Below are 25737 nucleotides of genomic sequence, written 5' to 3'. Positions count from 1 at the left end.
AGGACGAACCGGTCACTGACGGGTGTACGTCAGGCTCTCCCCGCCGCCCTGCTGCGCCCGCCGCAGCCGCCCGTCCGGCAGCAGGCTGACCTCCGTCGGGCCGCCCGGTGTGCACGAGGAGGCGGGCTCGCCGCTGGTCACGACCGACGGCCCGATCTCCAGCGGTCCGCCGGCGCCCGGCGCCCGGCTCAGCCCGGCCGCGAAGACGCAGTGGTACACCCCGCCGCCCTGCGCGGGCCCCTCCGCGACCAGCGTCAGCACGTTCTCCCCCACCTCGCCCTGCCGGATGGTGAGCCGGCGGATGTTGATGCCGCCCGCGGTGTCGATGCTCGCCGCCCAGGTCCCGAGGTAGGCGGCCGGGACGGCACCCGCGCCCGAGGAGGAGGGCGAGGCGGAGGGCGAGGCCGGATCCGGGACGCGCTCCCCGGCTCCGGTGGGCGACACGGACCCCGACACCGGCGCGGGCCCCGCCGCGCCGTTCCTCCTGCCGTCCACCCCGCTGTTCAGCAGCGCGTACACCGATCCACCCGCGCCCACCGCCACGATCAGCGCGACCACGACCAGCAGGGCCGTGGAGCGCCCGCTGCGCCGCTCCGGCTCCGGCTCGGGCTCGGCGCCGTAAGGCGGATACGGCTGCCGGGGGTGGCCGTACCCGAGGGACGGCGCGGCCGGTTCCGGTGGCATGGACGCGGTGCCCTGCGCGAAGTACGGCCGCGGGACGTCCTGCCGGGAGTGCGGCTGGGGCTCCTGCCGCGCCTGTCCGTACGCGCCGGGGACCGTCACCGGCAGCGGCTCCCCCCGCGTCGGCGGCGGCTGCCCGGCCCCGGCCCCCGCGGCCGTCCCTGCCCCGTCCAGCACGGCGGAGTGCTCGGGCGAGCCCCCGGAACCGCCGCTCCGCGCGCCACTCCCCCGCACACCGGCGTCCCCGGTGTCCGCCGCACCCGGTCGCGCCCCCGCCCCACCGGAGCCGCCCGCACCCGCCTCCGGCTCCTCGACCTCCAGCAACCCGGCCGCCTGCCGCCCCAGTTGGGCCACCAGCCCGCCCGGCAGCCAAGGGTCACGGGAGCGGCCGCCGGACACCGTGTCCTGCGCCCCCGTACGCTCCAGCAGCGCGTCCGGGGAGGGCCGGGCCGCCGGGTCCTTGCGCAGGCACTCCCGCACCAGATCGGCGATCCCCTCCGGCACCCCCGCCAGTTCCGGCTCCTCCTGGGCGATCCGGAACATCAGCGCGTGCACCCCGCCGCCGGCGTTCCCGAACGGCAGCCGCCCGGTCGCCGCGTACGCCAGCACCGAGCCGAGCGAGAAGACGTCGCACGCCGGGGTGATCGTGTCGCCGCGCACCTGCTCCGGCGCCATGAACCCCGGCGAGCCGACCAGCGACCCGGTCGAGGTGAACCCCTCGCCGCCCCCGGTGTCCGTCTCCAGGGCGCGGGCGATGCCGAAGTCGATCACGCGCGGTCCGTCGATGGTCAGCAGCACATTGGACGGCTTCAGGTCCCGGTGCACGATCCCGGCCGCGTGGATGTCCTTGAGCGCGTGCGCGAGCCCCGCCGCGAGGATCCGTACCGACCGCTCGGGCAGCGCCCCGTCGCCGTGTTCGACGACCTGTTCGAGGCTGGGGCCGGCCACGTACCCGGTGGCCACCCAGGGCACGGCCGCCTCGGTGTCCGCGTCCAGCACCGGCGCGGTCCAGTACCCGCCGACCCGCCGCGCCGCCCCCACCTCGCGCCGGAACCGGGCCCGGAACTCCTCCCGCGCGGCCAGCTCGGTACGCACCAGCTTCACGGCGACCGTGCGGCCCCGGTCCGAGCGGGCCAGGTACACCCTGCCCATGCCGCCCGCGCCCAGCCGCGCCAGCAGCCGGTACCCCCCGATGCGGTGCGGATCCCCCGGACCGAGTTCCTCCATGACCGCCCGCCCTTCCCGCCCCGTCAGCTCTGGCAACGGCCCGAGAATAATGCGGTCGCACCAGGTGCCGGAGGCCCGGCCGTCCACGGTTCCGTAACAGGCCGGGCGCCCCGGTGCGGCCCGGTGTCGACAACCTGTCGCGGATTGGGTCCGCGCACGGAACAGGACGCCGATACCCCGTCCGCATCCCGGACATTTACGCTCGCCCGCATGACCCCTCAGACCGACCCCGCAGCCGGCGCCGCAGTGCAGGCCGCGGACCGTGCGCACGTCTTCCACTCCTGGTCCGCCCAGGACCTCATCGACCCGCTCGCCGTCGCCGGCGCCGAGGGTTCGTACTTCTGGGACTACGACGGCACGCGGTACCTCGACTTCACCAGCGGGCTCGTCTACACCAACATCGGCTACCAGCACCCCAAGGTCGTCGCGGCCATCCAGGAGCAGGCGGCGAAGATGACCACCTTCGCGCCCGCGTTCGCCATCGAGGCGCGCGCGGAGGCGGCCCGGCTGATCGCCGAGCGGACCCCCGGCGACCTGGACAAGATCTTCTTCACCAACGGCGGCGCCGACGCCGTCGAGCACGCGGTGCGCATGGCCCGGCTGCACACGGGCCGCCCGAAGGTGCTCTCGGCGTACCGCTCGTACCACGGCGGCACCCAGCAGGCCGTGAACCTCACCGGCGACCCGCGGCGCTGGCCCTCCGACAGCGGCACGGCGGGCGTCGTGCACTTCTGGGCGCCGTTCCTGTACCGCTCCCGCTTCTACGCCGAGACGGAGGAGCAGGAGACCGCACGAGCGCTGGAGCACCTGGAGACGACGATCTCCTTCGAGGGTCCCGGCACCGTCGCCGCGATCATCCTGGAGACCATCCCCGGCACCGCCGGGATCATGCTGCCCCCGCCGGGTTACCTCGCCGGGGTGCGGGAACTGTGCGACAAGTACGGGATCGTCTTCATCCTGGACGAGGTCATGGCCGGTTTCGGCCGTACCGGCGAGTGGTTCGCCGCCGACCTGTTCGGCGTCGTGCCGGACCTGATGACCTTCGCCAAGGGCGTGAACTCCGGTTACGTGCCGCTCGGCGGCGTCGCCATCTCGGGGAGGATCGCGGAGACCTTCGGCAAGCGTCCCTATCCGGGCGGCCTGACCTACTCCGGGCACCCGCTGGCCTGTGCCGCCGCCGTCGCCACGATCGGCGCGATGGCCGAGGAGGGCGTGGTCGAGAACGCCAAGCGGCTCGGCGAGAGCGTGCTCGCGCCGGGTCTGGCGGAGCTGGCCGCGCGCCACCCCAGCGTGGGCGAGGTCCGCGGCGTGGGCATGTTCTGGGCGCTGGAGCTGGTCAGGGACCGGCAGACGCGCGAGCCCCTGGTGCCGTACAACGCGACCGGCGAGGCGAACGCGCCGATGGCCGCCTTCGCCGCGGCCGCCAAGAAGCACGGCCTGTGGCCGTTCGTGAACATGAACCGCACCCATGTGGTGCCGCCGTGCAACACGAGCGAGGCCGAGCTGAAGGAGGGCCTGGCCGCCCTCGACGCCGCGCTGTCCGTCGCCGACGAGTACACGGCGTAACCGGTCCGGCGCTGCCGCCGGCACAGGCCGAACGCGTAAGGTGACGTGCTCGTAAGACTCCGCAGAGTCGCTCAAAGGTACGAGTGCGTCACCCATACGCGTGAGGAGAATCCGGCCATGCCCGGCAACGGCGTCGTCACCCGCAGCACCCTGCGCCAGCAGCTCGCGGACGCGCTCCGTGACGAGGTGCTGGCGGGGCGGCTGCGGCCGGGCCGGGCGTTCACCGTGAAGGAGATCGCGGACCAGTACGGCGTCTCGGCCACCCCGGTGCGCGAGGCGCTGGTCGACCTGTCCGCGCAGGGCATCCTGGAGGCGGACCAGCACCGCGGCTTCAGCGTGCCGGAGTACTCGCTCGCCGACTACCGGCACATGATCGAGGCCCGCGCCCTGGTCACGGACGGCATGTTCCAGGCCCTCGCCGCCGGGCACCCCGCCTTCCGCACTCCGCCCGAGGACCCGGCCACCCGCGCCCTGCTGGCGACGGTCCGCCGCCGCGGCGAGGAGGCGCAGCGCGCCGCGACCGCGGGCGACCTCACCGTCCTGATCGGGTACGACCTGCGCTTCTGGCGCGAGCTGAGCGTGCTGTTCGGCAACCCCTACCTGGGCGACTTCCTGCACCGGCTGCGCGTGCAGTCCTGGGTCTGCGCCGTCCAGCACCTGCGCCGCCTGCCCGAGCTGCGCGGCCGCCTGTGGGCCGGTCACCCGGAGCTGGTCGAGGCCCTGGCCCGGCGCGACACCGAGGGCGCCCGCGCCCTGGTCGCCGCGGCCAACACCCACTCGCTGACGCTGCTGGAAGATCTGTCCGATAGCTGAGCGGACGTGAGGGTATGGGACCACACAGGCACCGATTAGGCTTCCCGGACGACCTCTTTGTGTGAGGAGCTCTCTTTGGCCTGTGACCTGTGGCTGGTACCGCTCGTCGACGTCTTGTGCCACACGCCGGACAACCCGTTCGCCGAGGAACTCGCGCACTACGACCACGCGCTGGCCGCGGCGGGACTGCCGCCGGTGCCGGTGTACCAGTACATGCCGGGCCTGTCCGGCGAGGTCGCGCCGGTCGCCGGGTTCGACTACGACGCCCTGCACTTCCTGCGCCGCGCCTACCTCCTCCAGGTCTGCGGCCTCCCGGTGACGCCGGTGGACGAACTCGGCGGGGACTACGAGCAGTTGCTGGAGATGTTCGAGTCCACGGCCCAGCAGTCGCACCTGGTCTGGCACTACGACCACGCGGGCGCGTACGTCCCGGTCGACTTCCCGCATCCGCTGTCCGACGACCAGCTCCTGGCGGGCGGCGGCCCCCTGGGCTCCGCGCAGGCGCTGCTGCGCGAACTCCAGTACGTCGCCCCGGTCATCGGCATCGATCCGGCCAACCCCCCGGCCCCGCCGGCCCCGCCCGCGGCCCCCACCGAGCTGGAGGAACCGGCCGCCCCCACTCCCTACGACCCGAACCCCTTCGCCCGCGAACGCCATGTCTGGCTGGGCCTGCACGCCGCCGCGACCCGTTCGCTGGCCCAGGGTTCGATGATCGTCTTCAGCTGAGCGTGCCGCGCGACCGCCGGTCCCCGGACGAGTCGGCGGCGCCGCGATCCGCGCCTGACCGGGGCACGACGGCCCACCGGGCCGCTTGCCCCCTCACAGCAGACCGGTCAGGTCCGGACCGCGTCCGTCCACGGCTTCCGGCCCGCCGACCCCGTAACCCTCGGCCCAGCCGAAACACGTCGGCCGGCCGGGCTCGGCCGGCGCCCCGAGCAGCCCTTCCAGGTCCTCGATCGCGGCGGCGAGCCGCGGGGCGTTCCGCCGGCGCACGTCCGGGTGCGGGGTGCCGCGGAAGTCGAACGGACCCCAGATGTCGTGGTGGACGGCGATGTCGGCCGACAGTCCGAGGGGCTCCGCACAGACCGTCAGCTCCACCAGTCCGTACTCCTCGCGCCGCACTCCGCGTTCGTCCAGCCACCCGCCCGGCCCGGTGACCAGGAATCCGCCGAACTCGGCCCGCGGGAACGCCACGGGCCGCAGCTCCTCCACCCGCGCCGCGAGTTGTCCGCCGTCGAAGGCGCTCGGGAGCTGCACCCGCGTCTTCGCGACCGACCCCTTTCCGGGCACGGCCCAGTGCCACTCCAGGGCACCGGGCCGCAGCAGCTCGTGCTCCCGCAGGACGGCGGACATCCGGGCCGCGACACCGAGCGCCGATCGCAGCCCCGGCGGCGCGTGATCCTCCAGATCCCAGAACCAGGACGCGCAGGCCCGCGGCGCGCGCATGAGCATGGACACCGGCCGCCCCCTCCTTCCGCTCCGGCTCCCGAGTCGTGGCGGACACCGGCGGGACGACGCGGCGCCCCGCCGGTGGACCCGGCACGGCCACAGGCTAGAAGACCGGCGTGCCCGCCTGGGTCAGCTTCCAGTTGGTGACCGCGAAGTCGGCCGGGTCGAGGGTCTTCGTCGCGGTGACGTAGTCGATCATCATGTCGCGGATCTCGTTGGTGGAGCTGTACGCGATCTCCGCCGAGGCGATGTGCGGGTAACCCGAACCGCCGTTGGCCCGGTAGTTGTTGACGGCCACCACGAAGACCTGGTCGTCGGCGACGGGGGCGCCGGCATAGCTGAGGTTCTTGATGCGGGAGCCCTCGGGCTGGGCGATGTCGATCTCGTAGTCGACACCCGCGGCGGTGTCGTACATGTAGTCCCAGAAGCTGTTGGCGTTGGTCAGCGTCGCGGTGTCGACCTTCGTGCCTGCCGGGACCCGGACGTAGTACTTGGCCGCGTACTCCAGGTAGTCCTTGAGCTGGGCGCCGGTGAGCTTCTTGGCGTAGAGCGTGTTGTCGTAGATGTAGAGGCCGGCGATGTCCTTGATGGTGACGTTGCCCTGCGGGATGTCGGCCGTACGGCTGAAGGGCGCGGCGACCGAGATCAGCGGGAGGGCGGCGTCGGCGGCGGACAGGCCCGTCTTGACCGTCTCCATCTGCACCTTGTGGATGAAGTCCATGATCGGCACGTCCTTCCAGCAGGACTCCGCCGCCGAGAGGTTCGCCGTGCAGGTGCCGACCGGGGTGTTGACGTACTTCACCACCAGCTCGTGGTCGGCCTCCAGCAGCTTCTTGATCTGCGGGTCCTCTTCCACCCCGTTGGGGTTGAGGGTCCCCGCCTTCTTGCCCGTGACCTTCCACTGGCCGTGGTGGAGTTCGAGCTCGAAGTCGAAGACGCTGAGCCGGTAGCCCCAGCAGTACGGCTCGGACAGCAGGACGTCCTCGCCGGTCTGCTCGTTCTTGACGGTGTACGACGGCACCTCGACGTGGGTGTGGCCCACGAGGATCGCGTCGATGCCCGGCACCTGCTCGGCGACCAGGTTGGACGCGTTCTCGACGTAGGGGAGTTCGTCGCCCCAGGAGGAGGAGCCGTCCAGGCCGGAGTGGTCGGTCAGGAAGACCACGTCGCAGCCGAGGGCGCGCAGCCGCGGCACGTACTTCTTCGCCTGCTCGACCAGGCCGGGGAAGACCAGCTTGCCGCCGACGTTGTCCTTGTCCCAGATCGCGATGCCGGGGTTGGTCAGACCGAGGATGCCGACCTTGATGTCGGGGGCGCCGGGGACCTTGATGCGCTTGACGGTGTACGGCTCGAAGGCCGGTCGCAGCGTCTTGGCGTGCAGGGCGTTCGCGCCGAGCAGCGGGAAGTCGCACTGCTCCTCGAACTTGCGCAGCGTGTCGATGCCGTAGTTGAACTCGTGGTTGCCGAGGGCGGCGGCGTCGTAGCGCATGTGGTTCATGGCGGTGGCCATGGGGTGCCTGGGGCCGTGCTTGCCGCCGGTGCCGGTGATCGGGTCGACACGGGCGAAGTAGTAGGCGAGGGAGGTGCCCTGGATGATGTCGCCGGCGTCGACGAGCAGCACGCGGTGCTCGCCCTTGGCCTCGCGCTGCTGCTTGATGAGGGTGGCGACGCGGGCCACGCCGACCGAGTTGCCGGCCTTGTCGGCGTAGGGCGCGTCGGCGTAGTAGTCCCAGTCGAAGACGTGGCCGTGCAGGTCGGTGGTGCCCAGGATGGAGAACGACCAGGTGCGCGGGGCCTTTCCGGGGTGGTGACCGCGGTCGGCCGCCTCCGCGGTGCCGCTGCCCACCGCGCCCGCCGCGGCGACGGCGGCGCCGGTGACGGCCGACTTCTTCACGAACTCCCGGCGGTTCATCGGGCTGTGGGTCATTCAAGGCTCCTGAGACTGGAGTTGGCGCGAGCGGGGGGTCATTCCGTGCGGAGGCTACCCGCGTAGATCGTGCTCGCGCCCCTCACCGCCGCAAACCAGGAAATGACCATGTCCAGGTCAAGGATGGGTCAGGCGGGGCGGAACGCGCAAGCGCCCGCCGGTTCCGCCCGAAGGCGGATCCGGCGGGCGCTGCCGCAGGTGAAGCCGGGTCGAACTCCGGCTTGCCGGAAGAGATCAGAGGAAGGAATTGATCTCGATCGTCTCGTCCCGGCCGGGGCCCACGCCGATCGCGGAGATCGGGGCGCCGGACATCTCCTCCAGCGCCTTGACGTAGTTCTGCGCGTTCTTCGGCAGGTCGGCGAAGGTCTTGGCCTTGGTGATGTCCTCGGACCAGCCCGGCAGGTTCTCGTAGATCGGCTTCGCGTGGTGGAAGTCGGTCTGGGAGTAGGGCAGTTCCTCGACGCGCTTGCCGTCGATCTCGTACGCCACGCACACCGGGATCTGCTCCCAGCCGGTGAGCACGTCCAGCTTGGTGAGGAAGAAGTCGGTCAGGCCGTTCACCCGCGTCGCGTAGCGCGCGATCACCGCGTCGAACCAGCCGCAGCGGCGGTCCCGGCCGGTGGTCACACCGCGCTCGCCGCCGATCCGGCGCAGCGCCTCGCCGTCCTCGTCGAACAGCTCGGTCGGGAACGGGCCGGCGCCCACGCGGGTGGTGTACGCCTTGAGGATGCCGATGACCCGGCTGATCTTCGTCGGACCCACGCCCGCGCCGGTGCAGGCGCCGCCGGCGGTCGGGTTGGAGGAGGTGACGAAGGGGTACGTGCCGTGGTCGATGTCGAGCAGCGTGCCCTGGCCGCCCTCGAACAGCACGACCTTGTCCTGCTCCAGGGCCTGGTTGAGGACCAGCACGGTGTCGGCGACGTACGGCTTGATCTGCTCGGCGTAGCCCAGCAGCTCCTCGACCACCTGGTCGGCGGCGATGGCGCGGCGGTTGTACAGCTTGGTGAGGACCTGGTTCTTGACGTCGAGCGCGGCCTCCACCTTCTGCTGGAGGATCGACTCGTCGTACAGGTCCTGGACCCGGATGCCCACGCGGTTGATCTTGTCCGCGTAGGTGGGGCCGATACCGCGCCCGGTCGTGCCGATCTTCCGCTTGCCGAGGAAGCGTTCCGTCACCTTGTCGACCGTCACGTTGTACGGCGTGATGACGTGCGCGTTGCCGCTGATGAGCAGCTTGGACGTGTCGACGCCACGCTCGTTCAGACCGCTCAGCTCGGAGAGCAGGACCGAGGGGTCGACGACGACACCGTTGCCGATGACCGGCGTGCATCCGGGAGAGAGGATGCCGGAGGGCAGGAGGTGGAGGGCGTACTTCTGGTCGCCGACGACGACCGTGTGGCCGGCGTTGTTGCCGCCCTGGTACCGCACCACATAATCCACCGATCCACCGAGCAGGTCGGTGGCCTTCCCCTTGCCCTCGTCACCCCACTGAGCACCGAGCAGCACAAGTGCGGGCACGCGCGTACACCCCTTCCGGGCGGGGCATGTCCAAGGTCAGGGGCGCGGGCGTAAGGTTCACCGCCGCGTGCCACCGCGACCGTCGTTGGCCGCACAACCGTCGGACCGGATGCCCCGGAATAGACGAAGCCCCTGGCGCAATAGCGCAAGGGGCTCTTGCACAAAGATGCTACCCGAGGAAGCGAGGCAGGACCGAGGTGGCGACCTTCGCGATGTCCGATCAGCTGCTGGTGATCATCGATCCGGGGGCACGGCAGACGGACGGGGAGTCCGTACGGATCGCGAAAGACGTGCTCAGCGCGGGTGCGGCGGCCAAGGTGTGTCTTCCTCAGGGCCCGGAGGAATTCGCCCGCGCACTGGGCCGCAGGGGTTCGCGCCGGCCGGTGGTGGTGGGCGACGACGCCGCCCTGACGCGGGCGGTGACCCTGCTGCACCGGGAGCGGGGACTGGCCGGATGTGTGCTGTCGGTGGTGCCGGTGGGCGAGTCCCTCACCCTCGCGGCGACCCTCGGAGTGCCGACCGGGGCGGTGGCGGCGGCGCGGGCGGTGCTGGACGGTGCGGAGCGGCGCCTGGACCTGCTGGCCGACGACAGCGGGGGCCTGGTGCTCGGCGGCCTCGCCATACCCCCGGCCCCGGTGCGGGTACCCGCGCCCGCGCCGCTGGCGGCCGGCGCCCGCCCCTGGTACCGGTCCCTGGCGCGCACCCTGAACCCGCGTCCCACCCGGCTGACCGCGATACCCTCGCCCGGCCCCACCCGGCTGCGGGTGGAGGTCGACGGCGAGGCGCTGGTGGACCTCGACCAGCCGGTGGAGTCCCTCTCCCTGGCCCCGGCCACCGGCGGGCTCGCCGAACTGGAGGTCCATCCCCTCTCCGTGGGCGCCGAGGCGAAGCCCCTGCGGGCCTCGGGGCGGGCGATCACGGTCACCGGCCCCGACTTCCACTACCGCGCCGACGCACGGGTGACGGGCCCGGTACGGCGGCGGACCTGGCGGGTGCTGGAAGGGGCGTGGGGGCTGGTGCTGCCCGCCGGCAGATGACCCCGCACGCGTCACCTCAATGGTCTAGTGACAAATATTTAACCGTGCGGACCCCTTCCCGTGCCCCCTTCTCGTCCAGCATCCTGCTCCATCAGGACCCAGGGACCGGACCCGGAGGGGATCATTCATGGCAGTGGACGAGGGCGTCGTCCCGGCGGCGGAGACCGGCGGCGATGAAACGATTCACCGGCTGAAACCCAACGCCGTCGGGCTGCTCGGCGTGGTGTTCATGGCGGTGGCGACGGCCGCGCCGATCACCGCGATGACCGGGAACGTGCCGTTCATGGTCTCGTCCGGCAATGGCATCGGGGCGCCCGCAAGCTATCTCGTCGCAATGGTCGTACTGGCAATCTTTTCCGTCGGATTCACCTCGATGGCGAAGCACATCACGTCCACGGGCGCCTTCTACGGATTCATCTCCTACGGCCTCGGCCGCACGATCGGCCTCGCCTCCGGACTGCTCGCCACCTTCGCCTACGTCGTCTTCGAGCCCGCGCTCATCGGGATCTTCTCCACCTTCGCCACGACCACCCTGCGGGACCAGACCGGGGTGCACCTGCCCTGGTGGTCGTTCGCGATCCTGATGCTGGCGATCAACGCCACCGGCACCTGGTTCGGGGTCAGCGTCGCCGAGAAACTGCTGGTGGTGCTGCTGGCGACCGAGGTCACGGTGCTCGCCGCGATGGCCGTGTCCGTCGCCCTGCACGGCGGCGGGCCGCACGGCTTCAGCCTCGCGCCGATCGATCCGGTCAACGCGTTCAAGGGCACCTCCGCCGGGCTCGGCCTCTTCTTCGCCTTCTGGTCCTGGGTCGGCTTCGAGTCGACCGCGATGTACGGCGAGGAGTCCCGCGACCCCAAGCGGATCATCCCCAAGGCGACGATGGTCAGCGTCCTGGGCGTCGGCGTCTTCTACGTCTTCGTCTCCTGGATGGCCATCTGCGGCAACGGCGAGGCGGCGGCGGTGAAGGCCGCGTCCTCCGCGAACCCGCTCTCGATGTTCTTCGCTCCCACCGAGCGCTACGTCGGCCACTGGGCCGTCGACGTCATGCAGTGGCTGATGATCACCGGGTCGCTGGCCTGCGGGATGGCCTTCCACAACTGCGCCGCGCGCTACCTGTACGCACTGGGCCGCGAGGGCGTACTGCCCTCGCTGAAGCGCACCATCGGCCGCACGCACCCGCGGCACGGCTCGCCGCACATCGCCGGGCTGGTGCAGACGGTGGTGGCGGCGGTCCTGATCGGCGCGTTCTGGATCGCGGGGAAGGACCCGTACACCGGGACGTACGTGCTGCTCGCGATCCTCGGGACGATGGCGATCCTCGTCGTCCAGGCCGTGTGCTCCTTCGCCGTGCTGGCGTACTTCCGCTCGCACCACCCCGAGAGCCGGCACTGGTTCCGCACCTTCGCCGCGCCGCTGGTGGGGGGCGTGGCGATGCTCGGGGTCGTGGTGCTGCTGGTGTCCAACATGGGAGCGGCGGCGGGCAGCGAGTCGGGATCGCTGGTGCTGCGGGCCACGCCGTGGCTGGTGGGGGCGGTCGCGGTGACGGGGGTGGCCTACGCGCAGTATCTGAAGCGGCGGGCGCCGAAGCGGTACGCGCTGGTGGGCAGGACCGTGCTGGAGGAGACGAAGGAACGCTAGAGCGTCTTCAGCGGGCCCACTCTCGTCCCGGCAGGCCCGACGGGTGGTCAGCGCATCTGCACGCTCAGCCCCTCCAGCCCGCGGATCACGAAGTTCGGTTTGCGGGCCGGTTCCTTCACCAGGGCGAGGGTCGGGGCCTGGCGGAGCAGGGAGGTCATGGAGGCGGTCAGTTCGAGCCGGGCCAGCGGGGCGCCGATGCAGTAGTGGATGCCGGCGCTGAAGGAGATGTGCGGATTGTCGGCGCGGGCGAGGTCCAGGCGGCCGGGGTCGGCGAAGACGGCGGGGTCGTGGTTGGCGGAGCCGAAGATCATGGCGATCTCGGCACCGCGCGGGATCACCGTGCCGTCGATCTCGATGTCGTCCAGCACCCAGCGCTCGAAAAGCTGGAGCGGGGTGTCGTAACGCATCAGCTCCTCGATCGCGGCCGGGACCAGGGAGTGGTCGGCGCGCAGGGCGGCGAGCTGGGCGGGGTTGCGGAACAGGGCCCACCAGCCGTTGACCGTGGCGTTGACGGTGGCCTCGTGGCCCGCGTTGAGCAGCAGGACGGCGGTGGAGATCACCTCCTGCTCGGTCAGCCGGCCGCCGGCCCCGCCGTCACCGTCCTGCGCGGCGATCAGCCCGGAGATCAGGTCGTCGCCGGGGCGCTTGCGCCGCTCGGCGATCAACTCCCGCAGGTAGTCGGAGAATTCGACCGACGCCCGGACCGCGCGTGCCGCCGTGTCCGCGGCGGGGTTCAGTTCGTACATCCCGCAGATCGCCGCGGACCAGGGCCGCAGCCGGTACCGGTCGGCCTCCGGGATGCCCAGCATCTCGGCGATCACCGCGACCGGCAGCGGCTCGGCGACGTCCGTCAGCAGATCACCACCGCCCTCCCGGACGAGGGCCGCGACCAGTTCGTCGGCCAGGCCGTGCACATACGGCTTCAGCCGCTCCACCGTGCGCGGGGTGAACGCCTTCGACACCAGCCGCCGGATCCGGGTGTGGTCCGGCGGCTCCAGGTCCAGCATCCCGTGGTCGTTGAGCGTGTGGAACGGCTCGTGCGCGGGCGGCGGCGCGGTCCGGCCGAACTCCTCGTGCGTGTAGCGGTGCCGGTACGTCCGCCCGAGCCGCCGGTCCCGCAGCAGCGCCGAGACGTCGGCGTGGTGCGGCACCAGCCACTGGTCCGTGGGCTCGTACCGGATCACCCGTCCGCGGGCCCGCAGCTCGGCGTAGGCCGGGTACGGGTCGGCCACGAACGCCGGGTCCCAGGGGTCGAAAGCGAGATCGCGGGAGCCTGCCATGCCCGGACGCTAACCCACCGGCCCCCGGTCCGACCAGATCAGCGGATGCGCCCGGCGAGGAGGACGTAGTCGTAGTAGAGGGGCCGGCCGTCCCCGTCCGCCGGGAGTTCGCGGCTGCTCTCGTTCGCCAGGATCACGTCGAGTTCCGGCAGGGCGTCGAAGCCGAGGTCGCCGCCCTCGAAGTCGTCGTCCCCGACGTCGCCGCCACCGAGGTCGCCGCCCTCGAAGTCACCGCCCCCGAGGTGGTCGCCCGCGCCGAGGGCGTGGCCCCGTTCCGCGAGCCGCGCGCGCAGGTCCTCGCTCGGTGTGCGGAAGACGTCGAGCCCGTCGAGCAGCACCCGCGCCCCCGCGTCAGCCGTCCGGAACCGGAAGACCTCCACGTCGCTCAGCTCCCCCCTGGTGAACCCGAGGGAGATCCCCAGCCCCGAGGCGGCGTGCGTGAGATGGAGCAGCCCCGGTTCCTCGGCGGCCAGGCCGAACGGGTGGCTCCCGCACGCGGCCACCGCGTCCCGCGCCTCCCCCACCGACATGCCGAGCCGGAAGGGACCGACGCCGGCATGCGGTACGAGTTCCAGCTCCAGCCCCTGATCCGGCTCCCGCGCCCTGCCCGCTTCCGTGCTCATCCCGGCGTCACCAGGCGGGCCTCGTACGCGAACACCGCCGCCTGGGTGCGGTCGCGCAGGCCCAGTTTGACCAGGATGCGGCTGACGTGGGTCTTCGTCGTGGACTCGGCCACCATCAGGCGTTCGGCGATCTCCGCGTTGGACAGACCCTGGGCGATGAGCACGAGGACCTCGGTCTCGCGGTCGGTGAGGTCGCCGTACGCGGCCGGGGCGGTGGGCAGCGGGCGGCGGGCATCCGGGAGGCGGGAGAACTCGGAGATCAGGCGTTTGGTGACGGAGGGGGCGAGCAGTGCCTCACCGGCGGCCACCACCCGTACACCGTCCGCCAGTTGGCGGGCCGAGGCGTCCTTGAGGAGGAAGCCGGAGGCGCCCGCGCGCAGCGCCTGGTAGACGTACTCGTCCAGGTCGAAGGTGGTCAGCACCAGGACCTTCGCCGCGGCGTCGGCCGCGACGATCTCGCGGGTCGCCTCGATGCCGTTCAGCTCGGGCATGCGGATGTCCATCAGCACGACGTCCGGGGCGAGTTCCCGTACCCGTGCCACCGCCTCGCGGCCGTTGACGGCCTCGCCGACGACCTCGATGTCCGGCATCGCGTTCAGCAGGACGGAGAAGCCCTCGCGGACCATCATCTGGTCGTCCGCTATCAGGACGCGGATCGTCATGCGCCGCCCCCGGCTCCGGCCGCCGGGCCCGCCGGGCCCGCCGGGTCCGCCGGGGTCGCCACGGGGAGGAACACCGCCACCTCGTAGCCTCCCTCGGCCGTGCGGCCCGCCGTCATCTCGCCGTCCAGCATGGTGACCCGCTCCCGCATGCCGGTGATGCCGTGCCCGGCGCCCGGTGACGGCTTCAGCAGGCCCGGCGCGGGCGGCGGGCCGTTGACCACGCGCAGGCCGAGCCCGCCGAGGACGTAGGACACCTCCACCCGTGCGCTCGCGCCCGGCGCGTGCCGCAGGGTGTTGCTCAGCGCCTCCTGCACGATCCGGTAGGCGGACAGCTCCACCCCCTGCGGCAGCTCCCGCACCGCGCCGGTCACCGCCTTGTCCACGGCGAGCCCGGCCTCGCGCACATTGGCGAGCAGCCCGTCCAGGTCGGCGAGCGTGGGCTGCGGGGCGTCCGGTGCCGCGTAGTCCTCCGCGCGGACGACCCCGAGGACCCGGCGCAGCTCGGTCAGGGCCGCGACCGCGTTCTCCCGGATGGTGGCGAACGCCTTCTCCAGCTCCGGTGGCGGATTCTCCACCCGGTACGGCGCCGCCTCCGCCTGGATGGCGACCACCGACATGTGGTGGGCGACCACGTCGTGCAGCTCCCGCGCGATCGTGGTGCGCTCCTCCAGCAGGGTGCGCCGCGAACGCTCGTGCTCGGTCACCGTCTGCTGCGCGGTCACCTCCAGGGCCGCCTCCTTGCGAACGTGCCGCACCGCGACCACCAGCAGGACCAGCGCGGACAGGAACATCATCTGGGCTATGTCGTCCTCGGCGTACGCGTGCCCGAACAGGCTCGCGTCGAAGAAGCCGTACACGCCGGTCAGCGCCCACATCCAGGCCGCCGTGCGCGGGCGGGTGCGGATCGCCACGACGGTGAGCACCACCAGGTGGGAGAGGAAGCTGCCCGGCGTCCAGGTGCCGCTCATCCAGTCGGCGCCGCCGACGATCGTGGTGGCCGTGCACGCCGCGAGGGACAGCCAGAACGCCCCGGCCGGACGCACCAGGGTCAGCAGGACCGGCACCAGGGCCAGCAGCCCGCAGACCAGGGTCGGCCCCAGGGAGGTGCCGCCGCGGACCAGACCGACCCACATCGCCAGCACGCCGAAGAGGGCCACCACGGCGTGCGGGGCCCAGGGCGCGTACTCCCGCAGCCGGCCCGAACGGCGGCGCACGAGGCGGCTGTCGGGGCCCAGCGGGGGCAGCGGCCGGTAGGCGAAGGCGTCGTGGAACAGGTCCTGCCGCAGTCCGGCGAGGGCGTCGGCGGCCAGCCGGAGCTCCGGGCTGCGCGGGCGGCCGGGCCCGAACGGCGAGGTCGGGGGCGGGGGCGTCGTCTCGGTCACCCGGTCAACGGTAGGCGGCGGGCCGGGGCGGGTCGTCAGCTTGGAGACGGGTTCCACGGGGTCCGTCTCAGGTACTACTCGAGCCCCGGCTCCCGCGCGGCTCCGCGCCGCTCACCGCGCGCCGGGGCGTATCAGCCCCGACTCGTACGCGAAGATCGCCGCCTGGGTACGGTCCCGCAGCCCGAGCTTCACCAGGATCCGGCCCACATGCGTCTTCACCGTCTGCTCGGCCACCACCAGCCGTCCCGCCAGCTCCGCGTTGCTGAGCCCCTGCGCGATCAGCGCCAGGACCTCCGTCTCCCGCTCGGTGAGGCCGCCGACGCGCCGGTGCAGCGGGGCCCGGCGGCGGCCGTCGAGGCGGGAGAACTCGGCGATCAGGCGCCGGGTGACACCGGGGGCGAGCAGGGCGTCGCCGCCCGCCACCACCCGGACCGCCTCGGCGAGTTTGCCGGCGGAGGCGTCCTTGAGCAGGAACCCGGAGGCGCCGGCGCGCAACGCGTCGTACACGTACTCGTCCAGGTCGAAGGTGGTCAGCACCAGGACCTTGACGGCGGGCTGGGTGGCGGCGATGTGCTCGGTGGCCTGGATGCCGCCGAGTTCGGGCATGCGGATGTCCATCAGGACGACGTCCGGGACGAGTTCGGCGGACTTGGCGATCGCCTCCCGGCCGTCCACCGCCTGGCCGACCACCTCGATGCCCGGCTGGGCGTTGAGCAGCACGGTGAAACCCTGCCGGACCATCTCCTGGTCGTCGGCGATGAGTACGCGGATGGAGCCGGCGCCGCGCGTCATGGGGTCGGTTCTCCTGTCGTGGGCGTGAGCGTCGGCGAGGGCGCCGGCACAGGCGTCGGGGTCGGGGTCGGGGTCGGCGGCCGTACGGCCGGGGGCGAGGGGGCCGGGGAGGGGCCGCCGGACGGGAGGCGTGCGGGCGGGAGGCGTGCGGGCGGGAGGCGTGCGGGCGGGGTGGCGTCGGGCGAGGGGCCCTCGGGCGGGGCGCCGTCGGGCCGGGCACCGTCGGGTGGCGGGGTGCCGTCGGACGGCAGGAAGGCCGTGACCGTGAATCCGCCCTGCGCGGTCGCGGTCGCGGTGGCCCGGCCGCCGAGCATCGCCGCGCGCTCACGCATGCCGAGCAGTCCGTGCCCGGCGCCCGGCGAGAGCGGAACCGGCTGCCGGGGCCGGGAGTTGGCGACCTCCAGGTGCAGTCCGTCCGCCCGGTGCGCCACCTCGACGCGCACGCGGGACCCCGGCGCGTGCCGCAACGCGTTGCTCAGCGCCTCCTGCACGATCCGGTACGCCGACAGCTCCACCCCCGGTGTGTACGGCCGTACCTCACCCCGCACCCGCGCGCTCACGTCCAGTCCCGCGGCCCGCGTGTTCTCGATCAGCGTGCCGAGCCGGGCCAGCGTGGGCTGGGGGGCGGCGGGGGCGGCGCCGGTACCGGGCTCGCCGAGCCCGTAGGGGCCCTCGGGGTCGTCGGGGTATTCGGAACGCAGCACCCCGAGGACCCGGCGCAGTTCGGTCAGGGCCTCCAGCGCGTTCTGCCGGATGCCGGCCAGGTTCTCGACCAGTGCGGGCGGGGGCCGCTCCACGAGGTGCGGGGCGACCTGGGCCTGGATGGAGATGACCGACATGTGGTGCGCGACCACGTCGTGCAGCTCCCGCGCGATCCGGCTGCGCTCCTCCAGGAGGGTGCGTCGGGCGCGCTCCTCGGCGGTGAGGCTGGCCTGCTCCACGAGTTCCGCGCGCGCCTGCTGGTGGCTGCGCAGAGCGATGCCGACCACCGCGACCACCGCGGACAGGACCACCGCGACGACCCCGGTCGGCTGGTGCCGGGCCCCGCCCCAGCCGCCCTCCAGGGCGGCGGTGAGCAGCACGGTCGAGGCCAGCGCCTCGACCACCACCCGTGCGCGCACCCGCAGCGCGAGCAGCAGCATGACCAGCAGGTGCGCGATGATCCCGGCGACCGTCCAGGGCCAGGTGAACACCGCTGCGGGTATCCGGCCCAGGTGGCCGTGGACCGCGACGGCGCACACCAGCGTCGCCGCCACGGACAGCCACCAGGCCGTAAGGGGCCGGCGCAGCGCGAGCACGACCGCGCCCGCCGGCGCGAGACCGATCGCGAAGGCGGCGCCGGAACCCAGTCCCCCGTTGGTCCTGAGCTGTGCCACCCCGCCGAGCGCGACCCCGAACGCCACCAGGCACACCAGTCCGTGCGGCAGCCACCGCAGCCGGGCGAAGACGGGCAGCGGATCGCGCCGCGCCGTCCACAGATCGGCGCGCAGCACCCGCAGCATCCGCCGCCCCCGGTCCGCGAACAGCGCGAACCCGCGGCGACCCCCCGTACTCGTCACGTCGTCCACCCTAGGCACGGCGACTTCGCCGGACACGGGGGTCAGCCCCCGTTTCCCTGCCCCGGCAAGCCCCCCCCCCGTGCACCCGGTGCACCCGGACCACCCGGCCCCGCCGCTCCCGCGCGCACCCGGCCGCAGCCCTGCTCGTACGACCGGAACGCGGCCCAGCACACCGCGAGGACCAGCGCGAACACCGGGAGCCAGACCAGCCGGGCGGCGATCCACGCCGGGCCGTCGGGGGCGGTGTGCAGGCCGGGCAGAGGGCCGGCCGGGAGGGTCGCGGCGGTGGTGGCCATCAGGGCGGTCTGGTGCCACAGGTAGATCGTCATCGCGGAGAGGTCGGCCGTGGCCACGGCCGCCCAGAGCAGCGGGCGGCGCATCGCGCGGCGCAGCCGGTCGCGCAGCAGCAGCGCGAGCCCGCACTGGGCGAGGCCGAAGGTGACGGCGGCGAGGGTCGGCGGGTCCAGGTCGGAGACCGCCGCGCCGGGGACGCCGACCATGGCGGCCGGATAGCCCGCCCAGCGGACGAGGCCCGCCGTGGCCGTCGTACCGAGGACCAGCAGGGCACGGCCCGCACGGCGGGTGTCCAGCTCGCCGCGGGTCCAGGCGGCGCCGAGGGTGTAGGGGACCAGCCAGCCCGCGGGCAGGTTCACCCAGCCGACCCAGGAGGTCCCGAGGTGCAGGCCGAAACGCAGCACGTCCACGTGCAGGACGACGGCGAGCGGCCACAGCGGGTGGAGGCGGGTGACGAGCGGGGTCGCGGCGGTCAGCGCGGCGAAGACCAGCAGCAACCACAGCGGGGACAGGGCGAGCCCGACGAGGGTGCGGACGGTGTCGGCCGGGGCGCCGGTGAGCAGCAGGCCCGCGGTGACCACGGCCCACAGGGACAGGAGCGCGAGGACCGGGCGGGCGAGACGGCCGAGGCGGGCGCCCAGCCACTGGGCGTCCGTCAGGCCGCGGGCACGCGCGCGGGCGAGGCTCTTGGTGGCCACGTGCCCACCGACCAGGAAGAACACCGCGAGCGTCTGGAAGATCCAGGAGACCGGGGCGAGCCAGGACATCCGCCCCGAGAGGCTGGCGGTGTGCAGCCCGCCGTCGTGCGCGACCAGCGCGGTGACCAGCCAGTGGCCGAGCACGACCCCGAGGATCGCGCAGGCCCGCAGGGCGGCCGCGGCGCGGTCGCGGGAGTCGGGGGTGGCGGCGTCGGCACGGCGCGCACCCTGCCGTACCGCCCGCCACATGCCTTTCGGGTCAGCCACGGGTGACCTGCGAGGTCTCGCCGCGGACGATCCGGGACAGGTTGGCCAGGGAGGCGGAGCCCGGAGTGAAGTAGCCGCTGTGGTCGGCCTCTCCCGCGTCGAAGACTCGGGCGCCGTAGGCCGGGGAGACGGGGTCGGCGCCCAGGCCGACGGTGGCGAGGAGCAGGTCGACGCGCACGTGCGGCACCCCGGCGATCCAGTCGCCGCTGCCGCGGGCCGCCCAGACGCGGGCGCGGGTGCCGAGGCCGGACACGTCGTCCGCGCCGGTGCCGGGGCTGCCGACGAGGGCGATGTCGGCCACGTCGAGCCCGTGCGCGGCCCGGCCGCAGACGACGGAGCCGTAGGAGTGGCAGACGAGGGTGAGCTGCGTGCGGGCGGGCACGACGGCCCGCAACTGCCGCACGAACGCACGGAGACGAGGAGCCGCCTCGTCGGCGCGGGTGGTGGTGGCGACCGTGGTGCTGACCGTCGTGGGCGTGGCGTAGCCGAGCCAGGCGACGACGGCGGTACGCGGGCCCGCCGCCGTGTACAGGGACTCGGCCGCGCGGCGGAGGCGGGGATAGGTGTCGAGGGAGGTGTCCGAGCCGGGGACCAGGACCGCGACGTGCCCGGCATGGGCGAGATCGCCGAACACCTCGGCGGCCAGGCCCGCACCCCGGCCGTCGAAGGCGAGCAGCTGCCGCCGCGCCGAGGACAGGCTCCGGTCGGCCGCGGCCCGGTGCGGGTCGCCGTGGGCGGCGGCCATCCGGGCGGCACGGGCGGCGTCGGCGCGGTTGGCGGCGTAGGCGGTGGCGAGGGTGGCCGGGGCGAGCGGCGGCAGGACCGCGGGCGCGGGGGCCGGGACACGGGGGCGGGCCGCCGCGGAGAGGGGGACGGTGAGGGCCGCGGCGAGGAGGGCGGCGACGAGGGTACGACGAGTACGGTGCGCGGGGCGCCCCATGACGGCTTCCTTCCGGCCGGCCCGTCCATCGGGCTTGGCTGTGAAGGACGTTAGGAAGCGGGCCCCGTCATCGGCGTCCCACCGGGGAGCCGTCCCGCGGGGTGGCTCTCAGGTATGACGGGTATGACGGCCGGCCGCGGCGCTCCGGGGGGCCATCCCGTCGGGTTCGTCCGGTCCGAGCCCGCCACGGGAATGGGCCACCAGCGGAAACCCCCCTTGTCACCAAGCCAGTTGGGCGATCTCCTCCGCGACGACCGCGCACGCGTCCGCCGCGGGGTCGATCAGGGGGAAGTGGCCCACGTCCGCCAGCAGGGTCAGGCCCACCGTCTCCCCCGCCTTCGCCGCGGCGTCCGCGTACGCCTCGCCGACCGCCTCCGGTACGACCAGGTCCGCGCGGCCCTGTACGACGGTGGTGGCGATGCCCGTCGGGAGGAGCAGGGCGGGATCGGCGTACGGGAGGCGCTCGGTGAAATGGGCCTCGCCGCCCAGGAGTTGGAGGGAGGCGTGTGCGCAGACGGCCAGTCGCTCCGCGACCGTGAGGTCGGCGATCGGGGCGAGGGCGACCACGCCGCGCAGGGGAGCGGCGGCGGGCAGGCGCCAGGGGGAGTCGGCGGGCAGGACGTGCCGGGCGGCGGCCCACAGGGCGAGGTGGCCGCCGGCGGAGTGGCCGGTGAGGACGGTACGGCGGAGGTCGGCACCCGGCAGCGCCGTGCGGGTCAGGTCCGGGAGGGCGTCCAAGGCGGCGGTGACGTCCTCGAAGGTGTCGGGCCAGCGACCGGCGAGCGGGGTGCCGCCCTCGTCCCCGGTCCCGGCCCCGGTCTCGCCGCCGCGGCGGTACTCCACGTTGGCCACGGCGAAACCCCTGCGGGCCAGGAAGGCGGCGAAGGGGGTGACATGCCGGCGGTCGTAGCGGGCGCGCCAGGCGCCGCCGTGCAGGACGACGACCAGCGGGGCCGGGGTGTCCCCCGTCGTGCGGGGGGCGTAGAAGTCGATCACCTGGTCGGGGTGGGTGCCGTAGGAGGCGGTGGCGTCGGGGTCGACCGGGGCGTGCGAGAAGGCCGACTCCTCTTCGGCGGCGGCGCGGGCTGCGGCGGCGTCGTCCGGCATGCTCCAACCTCTCAGCGACGGAACGTTTCTGGGTGCGGCGGACCAGGTGGGGGTCATCGTCGGCCGTTGGCGGGGAACGGTATCAGGCACATGACGTGCCGGTACGCGGGGTGGGTACGCCCATCGGCTCGCCGTCCCCGCCCGCGGCCGGCGGACGGGGACGGCGGGGGATCACCCCTTCAGGACCGCCCCGAGCACCCGCGCCGCCCGCTCCGCCTCCGCGAAGCTCGTGTACAGCGGGGTGAAGCCGAAACGCAGCACGTCCGGCGGGCGGAAGTCGCCCACGACACCCGCCTCGATCAGCCGCTTCATGACGTCACCGGCGTTCTCGCAGCGCAGGGAGACCTGGCTGCCGCGCTCGGCGTGGGCGGCCGGTGTCACGGACTCGACCCGGTCCCCGGCGTACTCCGCCACGCAGGAGAGGAAGAAGTCCGTCAGCGCGAGCGACTTCGCGCGGACCGCGCCGATGTCCACGCCCTCCCAGACCTCCAGCGCCGCCTCCAGGGACAGCATGGAGAGGATGTCCGGCGTACCGACCCGGCCGCGCACCGCGCCCGGCGCCGGGTCGTACGACGGCTTCATCCCGAAGGGCTCCGCGTGGGAGTTCCAGCCGGGCAGCGGGGAGTCGAAGCGGGACTGGAGCGCGCGGCGGACGTACAGGAACGCCGGTGAACCGGGGCCGCCGTTCAGGTACTTGTAGGTGCAGCCGACCGCGAGATCGACACCGTGCTCGTCCAGCCCCACCGGCAGCGCGCCCGCGCTGTGGCACAGGTCCCATACCGCGAGGGCGCCCGCCGCGTGGACCGCGGCCGTGAGCGACGGCAGGCCGTGCAGCCGGCCGGTGCGGTAGTCGACGTGGTTGAGCAGCACCGCCGCCGTACGCGGCCCGAGCGCGTCCGGCACCTCGGCCGGCGTGACCGCACGCAGGGTGCGGCCGGTCAGGCGGGCCGCCGACGCCGCGATGTAGCCGTCCGTGGGGAACGTGGTGGCGTCCACCAGGATCTCGGTGCGCTCCTCCCCCGCCATCCGGGCCGCGGCCACGACCGCCTTGAACACGTTGACGCTGGTGGAGTCGCCGACCACGACCTGCCCCGGCGCCGCCCCGACCAGCGGGGCGATCCGGTCGCCGATCCGCTCGGGCGCGGTCCACCAGCCGCTCTCCTCCCAGGAGCGGATCCGCAGCTCGCCCCACTGGCGGCGCACGACGTCCGCGACCCGGTCCGGGACGTGCGCGGGCAGCGCGCCCAGAGAGTTGCCGTCGAGGTAGACGACGTCGTCGAGGACGAAGCGGGACCGCACCGGAGCCAGCGCGTCCGCCGCGTCCAACTCCTTCGCCCGCACGGTGAGTTCAGACATAAGACCTGGCCGTCCACAGCTCGGGGAACACGTTCTTGCGGGCCCGCTTCTCCAGCCAGGCCACCCCGGCGGAGCCGCCGGTGCCGGTCTTGGAGCCCATCGCGCGGCGGGTGGCGACCAGGTGGTCGTTGCGCCAGCGCCACACCAGCTCGGCCACGTCGGTCAGCGCCTCGCCCAGCCGGACGAGTTCGCCGTCCTGGTCGCCGGAGTAGATGTCGGCCCAGATCTGTTCGACGGCGGCCACGGGCTCGTGGCGCTGGGAGACGTCGCGGTCCAGGACCTCGTCCGGGACCGGGTGGCCCCGGCGGGCCAGCAGCCGCAGCACCTCGTCGTAGAGGCTGGGTTCGTGCAGCGCCTTCTCCAGCTCCGCGTGGGCGCGGGGGACGCCGCGGTGCGGGACGAGCATGGACGCGGACTTCTCGCCGAGCAGGAACTCCAGGCGCCGGTACATCGCGGACTGGAAGCCGGAGCCCTCGCCGAGGGCGGCGCGGTAGGAGTTGAACTGGGCGGGGGTGAGACCGGCGAGCGGGGTCCAGGAGGCGTTCAGCGCCTCCAGCTCGCGCACCGAACGCTTCAGCGCGGCGATCGCGGTGGGCACGTCGTCCGAGCGCAGCGCCTTGGCGGCGGTCTCCCACTCGTGCACCAGCACCGTGAACCACAGCTCCATCACCTGGGTGGTGACCAGGAAGACCATCTCGCCGGGGTCCTCGGAGAGGGGGTGCTGGAGGTGCGTGAGCACGTCCGCGCGGACGTAGTCCTCGTACGGCGTCGTGCCCGCGAAATCGAGATGCGGGGTCTCGGGCTCAGCGGCCTCGTGGGGGTGAGCCTGTTGGGACATCGCTGTCTCCTGTTGTTGCTCCGGGTAGCGGTCCGCCCCTGCCGATGCCGGCACGGGGGCCCCGGTCCCCACTCGCATCCTCCGCAATCACCCCCGGTACGGCAAGGCCCGCCTGTTGCCAGACGGGCCACACAGGTGACGCGCGCGCGTCAGCCGAGGGTCGACGCCGCGGTGGGCGAGGAGTCCTTCAGGAACTGGCTGCAGCGCTCGTACTCCTCCTGCTCGCCGATGGCCTGGGCGGCGCGGGCGAGGGCGTGCAGGGCGCGCAGGAACCCGCGGTTGGGCTCGTGCTCCCAGGGGACGGGCCCGTGCCCCTTCCAGCCGCTGCGGCGCAGCGCGTCGAGCCCGCGGTGGTAGCCCGTACGGGCGTAGGCGTACGACTCCACGACGGAGCCGCGCTCGAAGGCGTCGTCGGCGAGCTGGGCCCACGCGAGGGAGGAGGTGGGGTGCTGCGCGGCGACGTCCGCCGGCGCGGCGCCGCCTGCCAGCTGCTCACGGGGTTCCGGGTCATCGGGAAGGTGGGTCGGGGGCGGCCCGCCGAGCAGGTTCTCGTGAATGGTCATGGGTGCAGTCTCGCGTACGCGCGTCCACGTCCGGCGCAACCCCTTGCGGGACGGCTACGAACCGCTGCGTTCGCCCTCCAGCGGCGGCGCCGCGAGCGAGCAGTGCGTATGCCGCTCCGGGTGCTGGCATCCCGCTGTCGGACGGCCCGTGACCAGGAAGAACGCGAGGATCGAGCCCAGCACCAGAACTCCCGCGCAGATCGGCATCGCCCGGTCGAAGGAGGCGTCGAAGGCCGACGCGGAGCGGTACGCGTCCGCCCCCATCCCGGCCAGCAGCGGCAGCGCCGCCACCGCCACCAGGCCCGCCGCCCGCGCCGCCGCGTTGTTGATGCCGCTGGCCACCCCCGCGCGGGCGGTGTCGACGGAGGCGAGGACCGTGGCGGTGAGCGGGGCGACGAGGGTGACCATGCCGGCGCCCATGACCAGCAGGGCGGGCAGCACGTCGGTGAGATAGCTCGCCCCCGGCCCGACCCGCAGCATCAGCAGCATCGCGACCGCGCACAGCAGCGGCCCCACGGTGAGCGGCAGCCGCGGGCCCGTGCGGTCGGACAGCGCGCCGGACGCGGAGGAGAACAGCAGCATCAGGATGGTGGTCGGCAGCAGCGCCGTCCCCGCGACCAGCGGCGACCAGCCGACCGCCACCTGCAACTGGAGCGCGGTGAGGAAGAAGAAGCCGCCGAAGGCCGCGTACACGCACAGCGTGACCAGGTTGACCGCGGTGAACTGCCGTGAGGCGAAGACGTCGGGGGGCAGCATGGGGTCGGACCGGTGCCGTTCGACGTACACGAACGCGGCCGCCGCGGCGAGGCCCAGCACCGCGCTCACCACCACCGCGGCCGTACCTCCCCGCGCCTCGATGAGCGCGTACGTCAGCAGCGCCAGCGCCAGCGCGCCCAGCACCGCGCCGAGGACGTCGAAACGGCCGTGGGCGCCCTCGTCGGCGGACTCCGGCACATGCCGCAGGGCGACGGGCACGCACAGCAGGGCGAGCGGCACATTGAGCAGGAAGACCCAGCGCCAGCCGGGCCCGGAGACCAGCCAGCCGCCCAGGAAGGGGCCGACCGCGGCGCCGATCCCACCGAACCCGGACCACAGGCCGACGGCGCGGCTGCGGTCGTCGGGGTGGAAGGACGCCTGGATCAGCGCGAGCGAGCCGGGGGTGAGCAGCGCCCCGCCGACGCCCTGGAGGGCGCGCGCCACGATCAGCAGCACGGGGTTCGGCGCGATGCCGCACAGCAGGGAGGCGGTGGCGAACCAGACCACCCCGAGCACGAAGATCCGGCGCCGTCCGTAGCGGTCGCCGAGGGAGCCGCCGAGCAGGATCAGTCCGGCCAGCGTGACCATGTACGCGTTGACGGTCCACTGCAGGGCGCTGAGGCTCGCGTCGAGATCGCGGCCGATGCGGGGCAGCGCCACGTTGACGACGGTCGAGTCCAGCATGGCCATGCTGGAGCCGAGCACCGTGGTCAGCAGGATCCAGGTACCGCGGGACGAGCCGATCCGGACATCGGGCATGCCC

22 protein-coding genes are annotated in these 25737 nt (G+C 73.4%); 5 read left to right on the top strand and 17 right to left on the bottom strand.

Annotation, left to right across the window (positions count from 1 at the left end; translation table 11 throughout):
• Positions 1-12: 12 nt before the first annotated feature.
• A complete protein-coding gene (locus ACZ7EC_RS15165) occupies positions 13-1908 on the bottom strand; it encodes a serine/threonine-protein kinase (RefSeq protein WP_471062891.1) in 1896 nt (631 codons plus the stop codon).
• Positions 1909-2118: 210 nt separating this feature from the next.
• Here ACZ7EC_RS15165 and ACZ7EC_RS15160 point away from each other — a divergent pair, with 210 nt between their 5' ends.
• The 3 genes from ACZ7EC_RS15160 to ACZ7EC_RS15150 all read left to right on the top strand — a co-directional run bounded on the left by ACZ7EC_RS15160 (position 2119) and on the right by ACZ7EC_RS15150 (position 5013).
• Positions 2119-3474: an aminotransferase class III-fold pyridoxal phosphate-dependent enzyme gene (locus ACZ7EC_RS15160; RefSeq protein ID WP_471062639.1), complete on the top strand. Its 1356-nt coding sequence runs from the start codon at positions 2119-2121 to the stop codon at positions 3472-3474.
• A 117-nt stretch (positions 3475-3591) separates the two neighbouring features.
• Entirely contained in the window at positions 3592-4287 is a 696-nt protein-coding gene (locus ACZ7EC_RS15155; protein WP_471062637.1) for a GntR family transcriptional regulator, read from the top strand.
• A 75-nt stretch (positions 4288-4362) separates the two neighbouring features.
• Entirely contained in the window at positions 4363-5013 is a 651-nt protein-coding gene (locus tag ACZ7EC_RS15150; protein ID WP_471062635.1) for a hypothetical protein, read from the top strand.
• A 93-nt stretch (positions 5014-5106) separates the two neighbouring features.
• Here ACZ7EC_RS15150 and ACZ7EC_RS15145 read toward each other — a convergent pair whose 3' ends face one another.
• From ACZ7EC_RS15145 to ACZ7EC_RS15135, 3 genes are all read right to left on the bottom strand, one after another.
• Entirely contained in the window at positions 5107-5739 is a 633-nt protein-coding gene (locus ACZ7EC_RS15145) for a hypothetical protein (protein ID WP_471062889.1), read from the bottom strand.
• Between the two features lie 100 nt (positions 5740-5839).
• The gene (locus ACZ7EC_RS15140) at positions 5840-7663 is read right to left on the bottom strand and encodes a bifunctional metallophosphatase/5'-nucleotidase (RefSeq protein ID WP_471062633.1); all 1824 of its coding nucleotides are present in this window, start codon (positions 7661-7663) and stop codon (positions 5840-5842) included.
• Between the two features lie 234 nt (positions 7664-7897).
• Positions 7898-9181: an adenylosuccinate synthase gene (locus ACZ7EC_RS15135; RefSeq protein ID WP_471062631.1), complete on the bottom strand. Its 1284-nt coding sequence runs from the start codon at positions 9179-9181 to the stop codon at positions 7898-7900.
• A 212-nt stretch (positions 9182-9393) separates the two neighbouring features.
• Between ACZ7EC_RS15135 and ACZ7EC_RS15130 the strand changes: the two genes are divergently transcribed.
• Together ACZ7EC_RS15130 and ACZ7EC_RS15125 are read left to right on the top strand one after the other, a co-directional pair.
• Positions 9394-10218 (top strand): diacylglycerol kinase family protein, encoded by an 825-nt coding sequence (locus ACZ7EC_RS15130; protein WP_471062629.1) that lies wholly within the window; start codon positions 9394-9396, stop codon positions 10216-10218.
• A gap of 127 nt (positions 10219-10345) precedes the next feature.
• On the top strand, positions 10346-11857 hold the full coding sequence (locus tag ACZ7EC_RS15125; RefSeq protein WP_471062627.1) for an APC family permease: 1512 nt from the start codon (positions 10346-10348) through the stop codon (positions 11855-11857).
• A 47-nt stretch (positions 11858-11904) separates the two neighbouring features.
• Here ACZ7EC_RS15125 and ACZ7EC_RS15120 read toward each other — a convergent pair whose 3' ends face one another.
• The 13 genes from ACZ7EC_RS15120 to ACZ7EC_RS15060 all read right to left on the bottom strand — a co-directional run bounded on the left by ACZ7EC_RS15120 (position 11905) and on the right by ACZ7EC_RS15060 (position 25733).
• Positions 11905-13137 carry a cytochrome P450 gene (locus tag ACZ7EC_RS15120; protein ID WP_471062625.1) on the bottom strand — a complete coding sequence of 411 codons (1233 nt, stop codon included), beginning with the start codon at positions 13135-13137 and terminating at the stop codon, positions 11905-11907.
• Positions 13138-13175: 38 nt separating this feature from the next.
• Positions 13176-13760: a hypothetical protein gene (locus ACZ7EC_RS15115; RefSeq protein WP_471062623.1), complete on the bottom strand. Its 585-nt coding sequence runs from the start codon at positions 13758-13760 to the stop codon at positions 13176-13178.
• Positions 13757-14422, bottom strand: coding sequence for a response regulator (locus ACZ7EC_RS15110; RefSeq protein ID WP_471062621.1), 666 nt, complete (start codon positions 14420-14422; stop codon positions 13757-13759). Before ACZ7EC_RS15110 ends, ACZ7EC_RS15115 begins: the two co-directional genes overlap by 4 nt.
• Positions 14419-15804: a sensor histidine kinase gene (locus ACZ7EC_RS15105; RefSeq protein ID WP_471062619.1), complete on the bottom strand. Its 1386-nt coding sequence runs from the start codon at positions 15802-15804 to the stop codon at positions 14419-14421. The genes ACZ7EC_RS15110 and ACZ7EC_RS15105 overlap by 4 nt, the downstream gene beginning before the upstream one ends.
• Positions 15805-15915: 111 nt before the next feature.
• Complete coding sequence (locus tag ACZ7EC_RS15100; protein ID WP_471062618.1) at positions 15916-16596, bottom strand: response regulator; 681 nt, start codon at positions 16594-16596, stop codon at positions 15916-15918.
• Entirely contained in the window at positions 16593-18098 is a 1506-nt protein-coding gene (locus tag ACZ7EC_RS15095) for a sensor histidine kinase (RefSeq protein ID WP_471062887.1), read from the bottom strand. The genes ACZ7EC_RS15100 and ACZ7EC_RS15095 overlap by 4 nt, the downstream gene beginning before the upstream one ends.
• A 98-nt stretch (positions 18099-18196) precedes the next feature.
• A complete protein-coding gene (locus ACZ7EC_RS15090; protein ID WP_471062886.1) occupies positions 18197-19396 on the bottom strand; it encodes an acyltransferase family protein in 1200 nt (399 codons plus the stop codon).
• 10 nt (positions 19397-19406) lie between these two features.
• On the bottom strand, positions 19407-20354 hold the full coding sequence (locus tag ACZ7EC_RS15085; protein ID WP_471062617.1) for an alpha/beta hydrolase: 948 nt from the start codon (positions 20352-20354) through the stop codon (positions 19407-19409).
• A gap of 219 nt (positions 20355-20573) precedes the next feature.
• Positions 20574-21461, bottom strand: a complete 888-nt coding sequence (locus ACZ7EC_RS15080) for an alpha/beta hydrolase (protein ID WP_471062615.1) — start codon at positions 21459-21461, stop codon at positions 20574-20576.
• 171 nt (positions 21462-21632) lie between these two features.
• Positions 21633-22817 (bottom strand): kynureninase, encoded by a 1185-nt coding sequence (kynU, locus tag ACZ7EC_RS15075; protein ID WP_471062613.1) that lies wholly within the window; start codon positions 22815-22817, stop codon positions 21633-21635.
• Positions 22810-23655: a tryptophan 2,3-dioxygenase family protein gene (locus ACZ7EC_RS15070; RefSeq protein ID WP_471062611.1), complete on the bottom strand. Its 846-nt coding sequence runs from the start codon at positions 23653-23655 to the stop codon at positions 22810-22812. Before ACZ7EC_RS15070 ends, kynU begins: the two co-directional genes overlap by 8 nt.
• A gap of 149 nt (positions 23656-23804) precedes the next feature.
• On the bottom strand, positions 23805-24218 hold the full coding sequence (locus ACZ7EC_RS15065; protein ID WP_397984854.1) for a DUF3151 domain-containing protein: 414 nt from the start codon (positions 24216-24218) through the stop codon (positions 23805-23807).
• A gap of 54 nt (positions 24219-24272) precedes the next feature.
• A complete protein-coding gene (locus ACZ7EC_RS15060; protein WP_471062608.1) occupies positions 24273-25733 on the bottom strand; it encodes an MFS transporter in 1461 nt (486 codons plus the stop codon).
• Positions 25734-25737: the final 4 nt, after the last annotated feature.

The sequence above is a fragment of the Streptomyces sp. NPDC037203 genome (assembly GCF_055605065.1).
This window is presented reverse-complemented; position numbering and strand designations above follow the sequence as displayed.